At 57.1% G+C, this 16,043-nt stretch carries 12 protein-coding genes; 4 read left to right on the top strand and 8 right to left on the bottom strand.

The annotated features are described in order from the left end of the window. Positions 1 to 311: 311 nt before the first annotated feature. Together AC5DB9_RS08135 and AC5DB9_RS08140 are read left to right on the top strand one after the other, a co-directional pair. Positions 312 to 1,358 (top strand): helix-turn-helix transcriptional regulator, encoded by a 1,047-nt coding sequence (locus tag AC5DB9_RS08135; protein ID WP_022959670.1) that lies wholly within the window; start codon positions 312 to 314, stop codon positions 1,356 to 1,358. A gap of 137 nt (positions 1,359 to 1,495) precedes the next feature. Continuing rightward, positions 1,496 to 3,148 (top strand): cholesterol oxidase, encoded by a 1,653-nt coding sequence (locus AC5DB9_RS08140; RefSeq protein WP_022959671.1) that lies wholly within the window; start codon positions 1,496 to 1,498, stop codon positions 3,146 to 3,148. Here AC5DB9_RS08140 and AC5DB9_RS08145 read toward each other — a convergent pair. From AC5DB9_RS08145 to AC5DB9_RS08155, 3 genes are all read right to left on the bottom strand, one after another. Continuing rightward, complete coding sequence (locus tag AC5DB9_RS08145; RefSeq protein ID WP_022959672.1) at positions 3,107 to 3,433, bottom strand: DMT family transporter; 327 nt, start codon at positions 3,431 to 3,433, stop codon at positions 3,107 to 3,109. The genes AC5DB9_RS08140 and AC5DB9_RS08145 overlap by 42 nt on opposite strands. Before the next feature lie 26 nt (positions 3,434 to 3,459). After that, complete coding sequence (rnk, locus tag AC5DB9_RS08150) at positions 3,460 to 3,873, bottom strand: nucleoside diphosphate kinase regulator (protein WP_022959673.1); 414 nt, start codon at positions 3,871 to 3,873, stop codon at positions 3,460 to 3,462. Positions 3,874 to 4,003: 130 nt separating this feature from the next. After that, positions 4,004 to 5,161, bottom strand: a complete 1,158-nt coding sequence (locus tag AC5DB9_RS08155; RefSeq protein WP_022959674.1) for a GGDEF domain-containing protein — start codon at positions 5,159 to 5,161, stop codon at positions 4,004 to 4,006. Positions 5,162 to 5,488: 327 nt separating this feature from the next. Between AC5DB9_RS08155 and katG the strand changes: the two genes are divergently transcribed. Beyond that, entirely contained in the window at positions 5,489 to 7,711 is a 2,223-nt protein-coding gene (katG, locus tag AC5DB9_RS08160; protein ID WP_022959675.1) for a catalase/peroxidase HPI, read from the top strand. A gap of 62 nt (positions 7,712 to 7,773) precedes the next feature. Here katG and AC5DB9_RS08165 read toward each other — a convergent pair whose 3' ends face one another. The 5 genes from AC5DB9_RS08165 to AC5DB9_RS08185 form a co-directional block, all read right to left on the bottom strand. Further along, a complete protein-coding gene (locus AC5DB9_RS08165) occupies positions 7,774 to 8,157 on the bottom strand; it encodes a VOC family protein (protein ID WP_022959676.1) in 384 nt (127 codons plus the stop codon). Between the two features lie 125 nt (positions 8,158 to 8,282). Next, the gene (locus AC5DB9_RS08170; protein ID WP_483151427.1) at positions 8,283 to 10,631 is read right to left on the bottom strand and encodes a DUF6351 family protein; all 2,349 of its coding nucleotides are present in this window, start codon (positions 10,629 to 10,631) and stop codon (positions 8,283 to 8,285) included. Between the two features lie 290 nt (positions 10,632 to 10,921). Continuing rightward, complete coding sequence (locus AC5DB9_RS08175; protein WP_272990719.1) at positions 10,922 to 11,776, bottom strand: alpha/beta fold hydrolase; 855 nt, start codon at positions 11,774 to 11,776, stop codon at positions 10,922 to 10,924. Between the two features lie 107 nt (positions 11,777 to 11,883). Then, positions 11,884 to 14,397 (bottom strand): TonB-dependent receptor, encoded by a 2,514-nt coding sequence (locus AC5DB9_RS08180; RefSeq protein ID WP_022959679.1) that lies wholly within the window; start codon positions 14,395 to 14,397, stop codon positions 11,884 to 11,886. Between the two features lie 149 nt (positions 14,398 to 14,546). Then, a complete protein-coding gene (locus tag AC5DB9_RS08185) occupies positions 14,547 to 15,608 on the bottom strand; it encodes an AraC family transcriptional regulator (RefSeq protein WP_022959680.1) in 1,062 nt (353 codons plus the stop codon). 95 nt (positions 15,609 to 15,703) lie between these two features. On the opposite strand from AC5DB9_RS08185, the gene AC5DB9_RS08190 reads away from it, so the two are divergent. Continuing rightward, complete coding sequence (locus AC5DB9_RS08190; RefSeq protein WP_022959681.1) at positions 15,704 to 16,024, top strand: 2Fe-2S iron-sulfur cluster-binding protein; 321 nt, start codon at positions 15,704 to 15,706, stop codon at positions 16,022 to 16,024. Positions 16,025 to 16,043: the final 19 nt, after the last annotated feature.

A 16,043-nucleotide genomic window follows, 5' to 3' on the forward strand; every position in this document is an offset into this window, starting at 1 on the left:
GCCCCTTATTCAACAACAATAACGGGCGGACAACATCATTGACCGACAAAAAATATTCATATCAAGACAGCAGACAAGCCACTCCTACCCGCAAGGCAGAGCTAAGCAGAGCAGTGAGAACCGCGTCGCAGCACGGCAATTTCTTACCCTGCCAGCCCGGGAAAAAACACCGAAAATTACATAAGCCACTGTTTATTAGAAATATTTCAAAAAGTAGACAAATTTATAAAGCCGACGTACTATTCATTTTAAGCCAACGCCCGGTCGTTTCAGACTGGCGGCCATATAACAATTACTCTTGGCCATGCAACATGAATAGTGACTCCAGCAAGCTTATTGCTCTCAATACTCGCGCGTATCCTATTGCCCTGCTGGACCTGGCAGAGAAATTCTACGAGCGCCGAAAATTCAATGTTGAAAGCCTCTACACCCGCTGCCAGATCGACCCGTCGCAAATAGCTCGACAACAGAACAGCATTACCGACTGGCAATTCCGCGAACTCGTCGCGGCCTGCACGGATATAGCCCTTCCGGGAACGCCCTTGTCCGTTCAGCTGGCAGACTGTATTCCGATTACCATCCCGGGAGGGATGTTCGGGCTGGCATCCTTCACGGCAAAAGACGTCCGGCAGGCTCTCGGCTTGATGATCGATTTTTCTCACACTGTGATGCCCGCCTACAAATTTGAGCGCATCAGCGTCGGGAAACAGTGGCATATTCTGCTGCACCCCGCCGTGGATATGGGCGCAGTGCAGGCCCATATTGACGAGTCCGTCTGTGGATATTTTCTCAACTTCCGTCACTTCGCCAGATTGAGCGAGCCCGCCATACAGGTCCATCTGCGCCACGAACCGCTTGGCGATATCGGCGCCTACGAGGAGCACTTCAAGGCGAAGTTCTTCTTCTCACAAAAGAGCTGCAAGCTCATCTTCGACCATCACCACCTTCAAGAACCACTGCTCACCCACAACAAGGCCACGTTTGACGAGGTCTATCTGAAACTGCAGGACAGCGATCCCAGCATCGCGCATTCGTCGGTGGTCGCAAAAGTGAAGAAGATGCTGCAGTCGCGACTTTCTCAAGGCCAGAGTACGAGCATCTGTCAGGCCGCCGACATGCTCAATATTTCCGAACGCACATTGGCTCGCCGACTGCAGCGCGAAGGCGCCTCCTTCGTGGAGCTGAAACAGCAGGCATCGATGGACTACGCCAAATTGCTGCTCGAAAGTACCGAGCAGCCCGTCAGTAAAATCGCCCGCACCTGCGGCTACAACAGCGACTCCAATTTTTCGCGGGCATTTAAGAGCTCTACCGGTCAAACCCCAAAACAGTTTCGGGGACGCTCCATCGCCAGCTGAGCAACACGCGACGAACGTCCTGTAATGAACAGTTTTCGTCCGCAAATAACAGCCCCACCTTGTCTACACTGCACGCTCAGAATTTTTTATAAAAAGGCGGCGCGTAGCAGCTGCCCACCCCATTCAGAACGGCAGTTATGACAACATTTGATTACGACTACATTGTGATTGGCTCAGGTTTTGGCGGCAGCGTCAGCGCCTGTCGACTCAGCGAAAAAGGCTATCGGGTGCTGGTCGTTGAGCAGGGACGGCGCTGGACACCGGAGAACCTGCCGCCGAGCAACTGGCGCATTGCTCGCTACCTGTGGAAACCCCTGCTCGGCCTGCGCGGCTTTCTCAGCATGCGCCTGTTCCGTCACGCCTTGATTCTACATGGCAATGCGGTAGGCGGCGGCTCCATCACCTACGCGCAGACCTTGCTGGTTCCCCCCGACTCGGTCTGGCGGGATGGTAACTGGGCGGGGCTGGAAGACTGGCAGCGCGTCATGCCACAGCACTACACCACTGCCAAAAAAATGCTGGGCGTCACTCAAAACCAACGGCCTGCGGCTGCCGACAGCACGTTACGCGATATGGCTGTCGCCACGGGCGTGGGGGACAGTTTCTACTACACCGACGTCGGCGTCTTCTTTGGCAACGACGCCGACACCCCCGGCAGTGACTACCCCGACCCCTACTTCGACGGCAAAGGCCCCCGCCGAAACTCCTGCATTGCCTGTGGCGGCTGCATGGTCGGTTGCCGCTATAACGCCAAAAACACGCTGGACAAAAACTATCTGTATTTCGCCGAGCAACAGGGCGCCAAGGTGCTGGCAGAGACTCGCGTGGTCGATGTCCGCCCCGCGGGCAACAGCACTGATGGCAGCGATGGCTACACGGTCAGCACCGTCGACGCCTTTGCTCGTCTGGGCGGTACAAGGCGAAATTTCACGGCGAAATCTGTCGTGTTCGCCGCATCGTCACTGGGCACCCAAGGCCTGCTGTTTCAGCTAAAAGACCAGGGCTCACTGCCAAACATTTCCGACGACCTGGGTAATCGCGTGCGCACCAACTCCGAGTCTATCCTCGGCGTACGCTACCCCGGCGCCGAGCAGGATCTGTCCAAGGGCATTGCCATCGGCTCAGGCATTCATATCGACGCTCACACCCACATTGAAGCCGTACGCTACCCCGATGGCTCGAACCTGCTGAGCAGCCTGTTCACCGTCCTGACCGGCGGCCAGCCGGGAGTGACCCGCATCGCCTACTGGCTGCTGGCAATTTTGCGACTGCTGATTACCCGACCCGTTTCGGGCCTGAGGAGCCTGCTGCCCTGGCGGTTTTCCCGCGAGACGGTGATTCTGCTGGTCATGCAGACCCTGGACGGCCACATCAATATGCGCTGGAAGCGCCGCTGGTACTGGCCGTTCTCCAAGCAGTTGTGCAGTGAAGGCGACCCCATTCCCACGTTTATCCCAGAGGCCAATCGCTTTGCGCAGAAAGCCGCCGAGGCCACGGGTGGCATCGCGCTGAGTTCGCTGTCGGAAATCGCCTTCAATGTCCCCACCACAGCTCACTGCATGGGCGGCTGCGCCATGGCAGACAACCCTGAGCACGGCGTTATCGACGCTCAAAACCGGGTCTTCAATTATCAGAATCTGTATGTGGTCGATGGCTCAATGCTGTCGGCCAATCTGGGGGTCAATCCCAGTCTGACGATTACTGCGCTGGCCGAGCGGGCAATGAGTTATATTCCGCCGAAGACCGTCTCAGCTGACGCTGGAGAAACGGTGGATGATCACCACGCCTGACAGAATCAGCGCGATACCAAGTAAAGCGGGCAGATCGAGTCGCTGCCCGTACATCAGATAAGCGACCAGTGCGATCAGCACGATGCCCAGCCCCGACCAAACGGCGTAAACCACACCAAGGGGAATGGACTTCAGGGTGAGTGAGAGCAGATAAAACGACAGGCCGTAGCCAAGTACCACCAACGCCGACGGCCAGAACCGTGAAAAACCCTCACTGGCCTTCAGCGCGGAAGTGGCCACCACCTCCGCCGCAATCGCCAGACCCAAGTAAGCCCAAGGACCCATGGCCGCGCTCCCCTATGTGTCAACGGTTACCGGTGATACTCACCGGCCCGCTCTGGCTGGTAGGTAACTTCTTTAATCCGCACCCGCAGCTCACCACTGCCAGGCTTCGGCCAAGCGATGCTGTCACCCTGAGACAGCCCCAGCAAGGCACTGCCTACCGGCGCAAGAATAGAGATGGTCTTGCCGCTGTCATCCACATCCTTGGGGTACACCAGGGTCAGGCAGAAAGACTCGGATGACGATTCCACTTCAAAGTGCACGGTGGAGTTCATCGTGACCACCGTCGGCGGCACGTCTTTCGGTTCGACAATCTCCGCCCTCGCCAACTCCGCCTCCAGGGCATCGCGGCCGGGAAATGCCCCGTCGGGCAATGAGTCAATCAAGGTCTCCAGACGATCGGCGTCCAGAGAAGAAATAGTAATACTCGGGTTTTCGTTCATGCCTTTCTCTCGCAAAAAAGCCGGACCACAGGGGCCCGGCTAACAAACTACATCTTACTCTTCTTGCGGAGGGATTGAAGCCCGCTCGCACAATTTCAGTGCAAGCGGCAAAGAGGCGCCCAAAGGTCGTTTATATCGACCGCGCATCGCGCTCAGCCGAAGCGGAAACAACGCAATTGCGCCCGCGATATTTGGCTTCGTAGAGCAGGCGATCAACCGTTTTATAGGCGTCATTGACGGTGTGCCCAGGAGGAAACTCCGCAACGCCGAAGCTGGCGGTGCACTGCCAGCCCGGTGCAACGGCGTCGAGATCGACCAGCTCAATGTCCCGGCGCAGCCGCTCAGCAACGCCGACCGCCGCCGCCTCATCGGTATTTGGCAAAAACAGCATGAACTCCTCGCCACCGTATCGGGCCGACACATCGCCCAGTCGCGTGCTGTGTTGAATGCGCTCGGCCAGCAGGACCAGCAACTGATCGCCAACGGAGTGGCCATAGCGGTCGTTGACCTGCTTGAAGTGATCGAGATCGATAAGAATCAGACTAAAACCCGGCTGGCGGCGCATGTGCCGCCCGACCTTCTCGCGGAACCCGGTGCGATTACTGAGGCCGGTCAAACCATCGTGCCAGCCAAGCAGACGCATTTTTTCCAGAGCGCGGCTGCCCGCCACCAGAATCAGCAACAACGCGAAAACCACCAGAAACACATTCAAACTGACCTGCGTCAGCAGCCAGTAAAACGTGCCGTCGTAGCCAAAACTGTCTTCGTGGGTCGTCGGCGCCCAGATTGACCGCAACAGGCCGGCAACAATGAAGGTGCCGGTCAAAACAAACATCAACGTGTCGAGCGCGGAGCGACGAAAATGTTGGCGAATCTGCCACAGACCGAGGGCAAAGATGATGGCAATAAAGCCGTTCAACACATAGATCCGGACAATTCGGTCCGACAGAACATCGGTGAAATAGATTCTGAGCACCAGTGCCAGCACCGTCAGCGCCGCGACAGGTAACCACTTTGGCTTCGCGCCGCCGTAACGCACCAGACCGTTATAAAACAGCAACACCGCGCCGAAGTACAGCAGCGTGGCCAGCAGGACATTCAGCACTTCGTCACTGGGCCAAAGCAGTGTCTGCAATGTCATCCCCAGGCCGTAACTGATGTAGGCAAGCCCGAAATAGACAAAGCTCGAAAACTGCTTAAACCCCGCCCACACCGCCACGAACACAATGCCCATCACAAAGGCAAGCGCGGGGTGAGTCATAGCCAGCAGTGTTTCAGAATTCATCATGAAAAGGTGGACAGCTTCCTAGCAGAGAACCATATGGCAGCGAGAGTTAGCGATTATACCCATCACACCTGTTTTTCTCTCCCTTAATAGCGAACAAACTTAACACTTCCTTGATACGCATTCGTATTTTTCAAACGGACTGGAAATCCGGTTTTTAAGTATAAAAACAAACCGTAAAAACCATATATTTCAATGCCTTAAAAACAAAAAATGGCTTCGATAGTATTCGCCAATGTTGTCTATAGAACTTTCCAATGCGTATTTTCCCGAAGCCTTGACTAGACTTCTTCTCGCGAACACAAAAAACAACTTTTGAGGAGACTGACGATGGCGATATCTGCACGTCCAATGCTGTCCGCGATGGCATTGGCGATATCACTGACCCTGCCTTTCCAGGCCGCCCAAGCGAGCATGGACGGAAACAAAAACCACAATTGGTGGCCGGAAAAACTCAATCTCCAGCCGCTGCGCCAACACGCTGAAGAATCCAATCCTCTGGCCCCGGACTTCGACTACGCCGACGCCTTTCAGGCACTGGACCTGAACGCCGTTAAAAAAGATATCGAAGCACTGATGACCAGCTCTCAGGACTGGTGGCCCGCCGACTACGGCCACTACGGCCCCTTCTTTATCCGCATGGCCTGGCACAGTGCCGGCACCTACCGGGTTCAGGATGGCCGTGGCGGTGCGGGCGGCGGTCAGCAACGCTTTGAGCCGCTAAACAGTTGGCCGGATAACGTCAGCCTCGACAAAGCCCGGCGCCTGCTGTGGCCCGTCAAACAGAAATACGGCAAGAGCCTGTCCTGGGCAGATTTGATGGTGCTGACCGGCAATGTGGCACTGGAATCCATGGGCTTCAAAACCTTCGGTTTCGCGGGCGGTCGCGAGGACGAATGGGAGCCCGATATGACCTACTGGGGCCCCGAGAAAGAGTGGCTGGGCGACGAGCGCTACCACGGCGACCGCAAGCTGGAAAACCCGCTGGCCGCCGTGCAGATGGGTCTGATCTACGTCAACCCGGAAGGCCCGAACGGCAACCCCGACCCGCTGCTTGCCGCCAAGGACATTCGCGATACCTTTGGCCGCATGGCGATGAATGACGAGGAAACCGTCGCGCTGATCGCCGGTGGCCACACTTTCGGTAAGGCCCACGGTGCGCACAAGCCGGAAGAATGTCTGGAGGCCGAGCCCGCTGCCGCCCCCGTTGAACAGCAAGGCCTGGGCTGGAAGAACAACTGTGGCAAGGGCAATGCCGAAGACACCATTACCAGTGGTCTGGAAGGCGCTTGGTCTGCCAACCCCACCGCCTGGACCAGCCAGTACCTCGACAATCTGTTTGCCTTTGAATGGGTGAAAACCAAGAGCCCCGCAGGCGCGGTGCAGTGGGTACCGAAAAACGCCGATCAGGTGAAAATCGTGCCCGATGCCCATGTGGAAGGTAAGCGTCACGCGCCGATCATGTTCACCACCGACCTGTCGCTGAAAGAAGACCCGGCCTACCGCAAGATTGCCAAGCGCTTCCATGAAAATCCGGAAGAGTATCAACTGGCCTTTGCCAAAGCCTGGTTCAAACTCACCCACCGTGATATGGGCCCGCGCACACGTTACCTTGGTGACTTGGTGCCAGAGGAAACCCTGATCTGGCAAGATCCGGTTCCCGCTGTTGAGCACAAACTCATTGGTAACCGGGATATTAAAAAGCTGAAAGCGGCCATTCTTGACACCGGCCTGACCGTCCCCGAGCTGGTTCGCACAGCCTGGGCATCGGGGTCGACGTTCCGTGGCACGGATATGCGCGGTGGCGCCAATGGTGCGCGTCTGCAACTGGCACCACAGAAAGACTGGGCCGCCAACAACCCGGCTGAAGTCGCCAAAGTCATTGCCGAGTTGAAGAACGTCCAGAAGGACTTCAACGATGGCAAGTGGGGAGACACCCGCGTATCACTGGCCGACATGATTGTTCTCGGCGGTGCTGCCGCTATTGAGAAGGCGGCCAGCGATGCAGGCGTAGAGGTCACGGTGCCATTCAAACCGGGCCGCGCCGACGCCACGCAAGCGCAGACGGATGTGAGCTCCTTCGCGGTACTTGAGCCCAAGGCCGATGGTTTCCGGAACTACTTTACCGGCAGCGCCCGCCTGTCACCGGCTGAAGCGCTGGTCGATCGCGCGGACATGCTGACACTGACCGTGCCGGAGATGACGGTTCTGGTCGGCGGCTTGCGCGCGCTGGATGCCAATACCGGAGGCGTGAAGCACGGTGTCTTCACCGACCGCCCGGGGACGCTGAGCAACGACTTCTTCGTCAACCTGCTGGACATGTCCACTCAGTGGTCCAAGTCCTCATCGCAGGGCTTGTATGAGGGTCGCGATCGCAGCAGCGGCAAGCTGAAATGGACAGCCACTCCCGTCGATCTGGTCTTTGGTTCTAACTCTGAACTGCGTGCGGTGGCGGAGGTTTACGCCGCTAACGACGCCAAGCAGAAGTTTGCCAACGACTTCGTCAGCGCCTGGAGCAAAGTCATGACGCTGGATCGCTTCGATTTGAAATAGTCTGACAACGGCATGATCAGCCCCGCCGCAGTTCGCGCGCGGGGCTTTTTTATGCGCGGAAATTACCCTTCAATGCGGTGCAGTGCACACACCTTGTTACCCGAGGGATCGCGCAGATACGCCAGATACATTTGCCCCAAACCGCCTTCACGCACACCCGGTGCATCTTCGCAGGACGTGCCACCGTTGGCGACGCCTGCGGCGTGCCAAGCATCAGCCTGTTCCGGGCTGCTGGCGGCGAAGCCAACCGTGCTGCCATTACCGTGGCAGGCCGCTTCGCCATTGATCGGTGAGGTAATCGCGAACACACCGGTGGCAGTAAAGTAGAAACAGCGGCCACGGTCGTCCATCACGCCGGGCTCGTAACCCAGTGCCCCAAGAATCGCATCGTAAAACCGCTTCGACTCGGCAACATCGTTCGCGCCGACCATAACGTGACTAAACATATCCGTTCCTTATTGTTGAGCAAAACAGCCCGCACTATAACGCGTTATTTCCGGCAGGGGGATAAGAAAACGGGCGAGTCAGTCATGACCCGCCCGCTGCGTTTACCGCTTGCCCGGAGACGCAATCAGGGCTGCTGCCAGCCCGGCGTCCAGGTATCGGAAAATGCCGGGCTTGCCCAGCCGGCAGGGAAAGCCGCCGGTGTCATCTGCTCGCCACCGGTAATCACATCGCCCTTATCGTCCTGATACGTCAGCCAGGGGATCGTTGGCTGCCATTCCAGCGGACGTTTGCTCCAGTCGCACACCCCCGTGGCAAAGGTCTGCTCCAACGCCTGCCAGTCGGCCTCCTGCCACAGCAAATTGCCCAAGCCGTAGTCGTCATTGCGATTGAAGGGGCGAAGCTGGCACTGCACCTGATCGCCATGCTTATCGGCACCCGCCACGGTCCGCGGCGTACCGAATACCGTCATCAGCGTTTCCGGACACATGGTACCGGGCACAGCGACACCCTCTACCAAGGCGCACTGGTCTTGGACGCTGTCCGGTTTATTGATCACAATCTTCTGCGCCAGCGGCGTATCGCTGGTATCCTGTTCAATGGCGTCCAGCCAGGACGCCATGGCCAGCAGCGACTGATTCATATAGCTCAGATCGCCCACCAGCGGCGTTATCCCACCCCAGTGCACAAAGTTATCGCGATGACCAAACTCGCGCTCCAGCCGCCAGCGAACCCAGTAGCCATGAACAGCGTCGTGCGCCAGACCGGGGTCCGGGCCGGTCATATTGATAATCGGCACCGTGTCCATATTCACGATGGTGTTCAAAATGCCGGTTCGGTAAGCGTTGGGCAGCGCCGGATAGTCCGGCTTCAGGCGTTCAGCCGTCACGTTCAAACTGGGGTCCAGGCCACCGATATTGGTGTTCAGTGCCAGGAACTTCGCGGGCGAAATAAGGCCTTGCTGCAGGGCAGTCAGGCCATACTGAACACCCTCGTTACCCAGCGGAAATCCCGAAAACGCGTAGCCGAGATCTTTTTCAATCTGGCTCCAGCGGTCGCGGGGGTCCTCTGCGGGAAACTGCTCACGCGGTCCGATCATATTCTGCATAAACGTCAGCACATCGCAGCGCACACCGCTGGGGTTCGTATCCTGATCAAAGCGCTCCTCTTCGCTGACCCCGCCGCAACTTGAGGCAGGGTCCACCGCTTCCGCAAACAGCGCGGTGTCAGCCACGGAGGCATTGACCACACCGGCAAGGTGGCCGTAGATCGCATTCTGCTCCAGCAGCGTGTAAATCGTGCCGTCTCTCGCCACGATCAACTCCGGCAGATTGCTGGGGTCCTGCAGGTTCTCGACATTCAAACCGAAATAGCGCAACAGCATGTGATAGTCAGCAAACTGCGTGGCGGTACTCATCACATCGGGATAGGTACAGGTAGTCAGCAGACCCTGGTACAGGCCGGGATAGGCATTGGCGATCATATTCTGCGTAATGGCGCCGCCGGAACAGCCGGTGCCCACGGTATACCGCAGCTCGCCGTACTGCTCGATAAACCGCTCCTTGGCCATCATCAGCGATTCCGCCTGATAGCTCAGATTACAGTTGTGGCCGAGATTCAGCTGCGCCGTCGACAACACTGACCAACCCAAGCCCAACGCGGTAATGTAGGACTGTTCAATCAACGGGTTACCGGGAATGGTGCCCGCATAGTCATCGGTGCGCGGCGAGCTGGTGTCGCGATCACCGCGGCAGTTGCCACCGTGCGTCACCAGCAGGCGTCGGTTCCACTGCGACTGCGGCTGCACCGGCGTCCAGTCCTCGCCGGGCTTATGCAATGTAAAAATCGTGTACTGGTCGCGCGCCTGGTAGCCGATCTCCTGCCGCACGATAAAGGGCACAGTCTCACCGCCGTCGGTGGTGGTCATCGCCACATCATCTGCCGGGTTTTCGGGGTCGTAGGGCTGTAAACCGCTCTGCCCGAAACCGCTCGACTTGTACAGCCAGCGGTACTCCACCGGCTGATTACAGTCTTCATCCAAGGCACTGTCTTGACACGTCCAGGGCTGAAGATGCGGCCCGGTAAACACCGGGCCACCAGAGGGGTGATTCACCACCGTCAAGCTGTTGCCAATATTGGTGCTCAGCGTGTTGTCACCCAGGGCCAGGCCGTCAACACGTCCGACAAATCTCAGCGGATTCTGGGGATCGACAGTCAGCACATCACTGACATCATTATTATTGCGCAGCAGCACCAGCTCTTCAGCGGCCTCGGTGTCCTCAACCAGCACTTCAACCAGCACATCGCCTGCTGACACCATATCAGGACGGTTAGACAGCACTGACAGTGCTGCACGGTCATCTGATCCACCCGGATCAGGGTCCGGGTTGCCACCCGAGCCACTGCCACCCGAGCTACCGCCACCACAGGCGGCCAACAACAATCCAACAGTCAGAATGAGTATCTTATTATTCATGAAGGCTCCCCTCTTAACACCTCACGTTGTCTAGCCTATCGGCTAAACGCGCCACTATGCCACTATATTAGACATCTGTGCAATGTTAAAAACTTGCGCCTTGTTCAGCATAGTTGCTTTACCGCAAAACGCAGGGCAGCCAAAAGCGAAGCCTTACAGGAGCAAACCATTCACTGCAAACCATTCACTGCAAACCATTCACTGCAAAAGGGAGGGATGGGGTAGTAAGGGCTTGTGCAAAAAAAGAGGCGGGGCTGGCACGGCGAGCGGTCGTCGCCAGCCCCTTGGGACTACTCGGTGGTCAGGCACTGCTTCCGCAGAAATTCAAGCACATCGTCGGCATAGCGCTGCGGCTCATCAATCATCGGCCAGTGACCGCTGTCGGGGTAGCTGATCACCTCGGCATCAAAATACCGTTTCTGTCGCTCCGCATACTCGTGGGGAATATACAAATCTCCCTGCCCCCAGATCACCCGGCAGGGAATATTCCTTCCGCTCAACGCCGAGGCTACCAACTCGAACAGTGCGCCAGTGCTGCGGCTGTTTCGATACAGCGTCAGCACCGCGCGCTTGTGTCCCCAGTCGCTGTGTGACGCCATGCGCCGGGTGAACTCCAGCGGCATGGGTTTGGGATTATCGAGATTCAGCGATAGCCGCAGCACCGGATGAATCGTCAATAACTGGAACAGCTCTCCCAGTATGGGGATCTGCCAGATACGGGCATATTTGTGCCAGTGATACGCCTCCAGCACACCGGTATTGGTCAGCACCACACTCTTCACCCGCTCGACATTATCTGCCGCCCAGCGAAGGCCCCAGGGGCCGCCGAAATCGTGCAGCACCAAATGAACGTTCTCGATAGCCAACTCGCTGAGCATCGCGTCGAGATAGCGGGCGTAGCCCTCGACGGTGTAGTCAAACTCGGCGGGATGGTCGGCCTCACCGTAGCCCGGCATGCAGGGTGCTACCGCGCGGGAAAACGCCCCCACCTGCGGCAGCACGCCGTACCAGTCAAAGCGTGAACCGGGGTTGCCGTGTACAAACACCACCGCTTCATCGCTCGTCGTATCGCCGACCTGCGCCACGCGGCAGCGCACACCTTGAATTAACAGGTCATTCAGCTGAATCGTGTTTTCGCCCCGCATAGGGATTTCCTTATGTCATCGGCACCGGCGACGCGGACATGCGATCCGTCGATAGCTATCAATTAAGACCCGGCCAATTAAGACTCATCCAATCAAAACACGGTTCATCAATAACGGTAGGTCACTTCCAAACCGTAGGTTCGTGGCATGCCCTGCTGAAAATAATCAAAGCCAAAGCCCGCCTGCAAATTGATCGCATAACTGTCGTATTGTTCGTCAGTCAAGTTCTTGCCCCACAGCGCAATAGTATAGTCCTCGCTCGCGCCGAACCAGGTTAGCCGACCGTTGTACAAGGCATACGCTTCCTGCCGAATATTGTCATAGCCGGTTTTGTCGTTATAGGCGCTGTACCACTGATCGTCCTGATAGTTGGCATTCACATTCAGGCTCAGATATCCGGCATCGATGTTGAAGACTTCGTAATCGATCGAGATATTGCCGCTGATCTTGGGTGCGGAGATAAGCTCATTACCCGCCAGATCCACCATGTCATCGTCGTTATTCATGGTTTGAGAATTCGCCAGGCTCAACTCGGTGTACTCGGTTTCCAGAATACCCAGTCCCATCTGAACCATCAGCTTGTCGGTAACGGCAAACTGCATTTCCGACTCAAAGCCCACCACCTTGGAGCCGCCGGCGTTTTCCAGAAAATTCGACACGCCGACAACGTTAATAAACTGCTGGTCGGTATAGTCGTAGTAGAAGAAGGCGGCATTAATCCGCGCGCGACGATCGAAGAAGTCGGATTTTATGCCGATCTCATAGGCATCGAGATATTCAGGTGCCGCGTAGGCGTTTTCAAACTCACGGGGCTCGTAATATACCCCGGCATTAAAATTACCCGCGCGGAAACCTCGGCTGTAGCTCGCATAGGCCATCAACTGCTCATTAAAGCGATAGTCGACCCCGATTTTGCCCGTCCACTCCCTCTCCACAGCAGTCATACGCGGCGCCGAATCGGTGGTGTAAGGGCCATGGGTGTAGCCCGTTTGCGCCGTCTCTAACAAATCACTCAAGCCAATGCGGCCTTCCAACAACGCGACGATAATCTCTGTCGGCTCAAACGGACTCTGACCACCGACATTGAGGGGAATGAAGATATTATCCACACCGGTGGTATTTCCCGGCACCCATGTGCCTCGCGGCTCGCCGTCGTAACCCAGGCGGGATACGTTCAGATAGGTCAGTTCTATTTCATCTTCGGTGTAGCGCAGGCCCACGTCGACGCCCAGATTTGCCGTGACGTTCCAGCGCAATTGCGAGTACATGGCATAGCTGGTTTTCTCGGTGTCCATACGCTGATCGATAGCGCCAAAATCCAGCAGATAGGGATAGTAGCCACCGACCCCCGGAAAGGTTGCCGCCACTCGCGTATCCGGCGGTGTGCCGTATATCGCGTAGTTGTTGTGCAGTTTCATATCTTCGGTGGCGTAGTACGCGCCGACAATCAGATCAAAATCGTCCATCAGTGTTGTGGATAAACGCAGGTCCTGGCTGAAGGCTTCGGTCTCCATACCCCAGATAATTTCCAGTAACTCTTCCGGGTTTCCATCGACGTTCTGACGCTGGCCGTAATCAGAAATACTGGCCGAGGTGATGGCGGTTAAGGTAAACGCATCGGTTTGATATTCCAGCTTGTTAACAATCTGGTCCAGGCCCACCGTCAACGGCCCGGTGAAGTTATCCTCCACTTCGTTGTAGCCCAAGCCTTCAGCCGGGCGAGAATAGCCAGTGTTGTCAATAAAGCCATTGTTAGGATGGTCGTACGTGCCAACGCCGGTGCCATCAAACAGCGAACCCAGTCCGGGAATCCCCGAATTATTCGACAGGTCACCACGCGGTTCATTGCGACTGGCATTCGCCAAGGCGTCGTTTTCACCGCGGGTGTATTTGAACACCATGCTCAGCTCGTCAGTAAACTGCATATTCAGCACCAGTCGCGCGGCCTGAAAATCCATCTGCGATAAATCCGGTCCACCCAGACGATTTTCCACGTAGCCATCGCGCCGCGAATAGGAATACGCCAGCCGCGCGGCCAGACGATCCTCGATCAGCGTGCCCTCAATACCATATTCACCCGAGTGCCCGTTGTAATTGCGCAGCCCCTGCTTCAGGTTGATCGCCAGCGGGTCGTTGACCATCGGCGTTTTGGTAACGATGTTAATCGCGCCACCCGTAGTGTTCTTGCCATACAGAGTGCCCTGCGGTCCGCGCAGCACTTCCAGACGCTCTACATCAAAGAAACTCATGCCGTGGGTATATACCGCGCCCATATACGCTTCGTCGCTGTACACCCCAATCGGACTGGCCTGGCTGGAGCTGTAATCCGACATACTTACGCCGCGAATGGAGAAGATCGGCTGCACATCGCCATAGGGGCTGCTGACCTGCATATTGGGGACCTGCGCCGAAATATCATTGGCGCTGGTCAAGCCGAGCTTCTCGAGTTGGGTGCCGGTCATACCGGTGATTGCGATCGGGGTATCCTGGGTGCTTTCAGAGCGTTTCTGCGCCGTTACAATCACTTCTTCCAGCATGGGCGCCGATAGCGCGCTCGCCGAAAAGCCCAACAATAACGTCAGCTTCGCACTGACTGCGATCTTATGAATCGGTTTCGCCATGGTGTTATCAACCTCTAAGGACTGCTTGTTTTTATCGTTTTTAACAATGTATACCCTAGCTAAGGCTGATGGCGATTTTCCGCCAGAAACATTCAGAAAGAGACAATGTGACCTGGCAGAAAAGGATGAGCGTCCGGCATCAATGCGGCTCAGTTTTGCGTCGATAGACTGTCGGCCACACCGTATTCAGCCCGATAATCACTGGGGCTGCAGCCGACGGCAGCGCGGAATGCGCGGGTGAAATTCGAGGCATCGCTGTATCCGAGTTCCTGGGCGATACGGGTGATCGACAGGCGACTTCCCGCCAGCAGTTGTCTGGCGCGATTGCTGCGCTCTTCCACACAAAGTTGCCGATACACCAGTCCCTCCCGCTTTAAGTGGCGGTGCAGTGTCCGACTATTGATATTCAGCGTGGCCGCCAACTCTTCAATACTGGGCAAGCCGTCGTTGGATTCGCGCAGCATCATTCGCGTCCAGGCACCGATATTGCCGCTGCTGACAATGTGATCCACCAGTTGTCGGCAGCGCTGCTCGGCCACAGCCAGCGAGGCCGCGTTTGCCATCGCCGGCTCCTCCCCGAGAATGCTGGTGGGCAAGCGCAGGCACAACCCCGGATGAGGCAAGGCCGCAAAGTGCAGACGCGCCTGAGGCATCAACTGATGATAGCGATCCCGATGCAATGGTGCGGGAATCGATAATTCCAAATCGTAATGGGGCAGCGCGCCCTGAATCAGCTCCTGCACATCCGTCAGTGCCGCGACGGCCAGCATCTCGATATGAAAGGCCAGGCAATCGGAGGACATCGCCAGGGTTGGCAAAAACCGCATCTCCGCCCCTTGCGGGGTCACGCGGTACTGCATTCGGAAGGCGGGAAACACCAGACGAAAAAAGCGCGATGTGAGACGCATGGCATAGTCCACCGTCGGGCTGGAAAGCATGGCGTAACCCACCAGGGCGTGGTTGCGCAGGCGGATGGAACGCCCCAGTTCCAGCGGCAGATCGCGACCGCCAATGCCCATAAGCGCCGAGACCAGCCGCTCGAGTTCTTCAAGACTCAGTTGGGCTTCCGGGTCATTCAGCAGTGTCGGCGAAATCCCCGCAGCATCCCATACCTCGGCCGCATTGATGCCATGCCGCCCCAGCAGACGCGGTAGCTCGATGTAGTAACGGGCGGGCACAGCGGCCCGCAGGGCATTTGCTGAGACTGTCATGAAATGACCATATCAAGTCCGAAAATGACAGGCAACACGCGCCCCATCCCCCAATAATCAGCTCGCACACAGCATTCTAATAAGGAGAGATTGTCATGATTCGCCTGACTCTGATTGAGCACGGTGGCACCCCACATGAAGTCAGCGCCTCGGCGGGCAGCAGCCTGATGCAGGCCGCGGTCGATAATGCCGTCCCCGGCATCGACGCCGATTGCGGCGGCGGCTGCGCCTGCGGCACCTGCCACATCAAGGTTCCCGCGGAATGGCGAGAACGGGTGGGCGCGCCCAACGATATCGAGTCGATGATTCTCGACCAGACACCTGAGCGCGACGACCATTCCCGGCTCGCCTGCCAGATCACCCTGGAACCCCAACTCGATGGTCTGGTGGTTCATATCCCCGAATTCCAAATGTAAATCCGGCAGCGCCAACGAC

It is taken from the genome of Spongiibacter sp. (assembly GCF_984394615.1).

Coding starts and splice junctions, on each gene's coding strand:
- AC5DB9_RS08135 (WP_022959670.1), top strand. CDS start 312: ATGAATAGTGACTCCAGCAAGCTTATTGCTCTCAATACTCGCGCGTAT.
- AC5DB9_RS08140 (WP_022959671.1), top strand. CDS start 1,496: ATGACAACATTTGATTACGACTACATTGTGATTGGCTCAGGTTTTGGC.
- AC5DB9_RS08145 (WP_022959672.1), bottom strand. CDS start 3,433: ATGGGTCCTTGGGCTTACTTGGGTCTGGCGATTGCGGCGGAGGTGGTG.
- rnk (WP_022959673.1), bottom strand. CDS start 3,873: ATGAACGAAAACCCGAGTATTACTATTTCTTCTCTGGACGCCGATCGT.
- AC5DB9_RS08155 (WP_022959674.1), bottom strand. CDS start 5,161: ATGATGAATTCTGAAACACTGCTGGCTATGACTCACCCCGCGCTTGCC.
- katG (WP_022959675.1), top strand. CDS start 5,489: ATGGCGATATCTGCACGTCCAATGCTGTCCGCGATGGCATTGGCGATA.
- AC5DB9_RS08165 (WP_022959676.1), bottom strand. CDS start 8,157: ATGTTTAGTCACGTTATGGTCGGCGCGAACGATGTTGCCGAGTCGAAG.
- AC5DB9_RS08170 (WP_483151427.1), bottom strand. CDS start 10,631: ATGAATAATAAGATACTCATTCTGACTGTTGGATTGTTGTTGGCCGCC.
- AC5DB9_RS08175 (WP_272990719.1), bottom strand. CDS start 11,776: ATGCGGGGCGAAAACACGATTCAGCTGAATGACCTGTTAATTCAAGGT.
- AC5DB9_RS08180 (WP_022959679.1), bottom strand. CDS start 14,397: ATGGCGAAACCGATTCATAAGATCGCAGTCAGTGCGAAGCTGACGTTA.
- AC5DB9_RS08185 (WP_022959680.1), bottom strand. CDS start 15,608: ATGACAGTCTCAGCAAATGCCCTGCGGGCCGCTGTGCCCGCCCGTTAC.
- AC5DB9_RS08190 (WP_022959681.1), top strand. CDS start 15,704: ATGATTCGCCTGACTCTGATTGAGCACGGTGGCACCCCACATGAAGTC.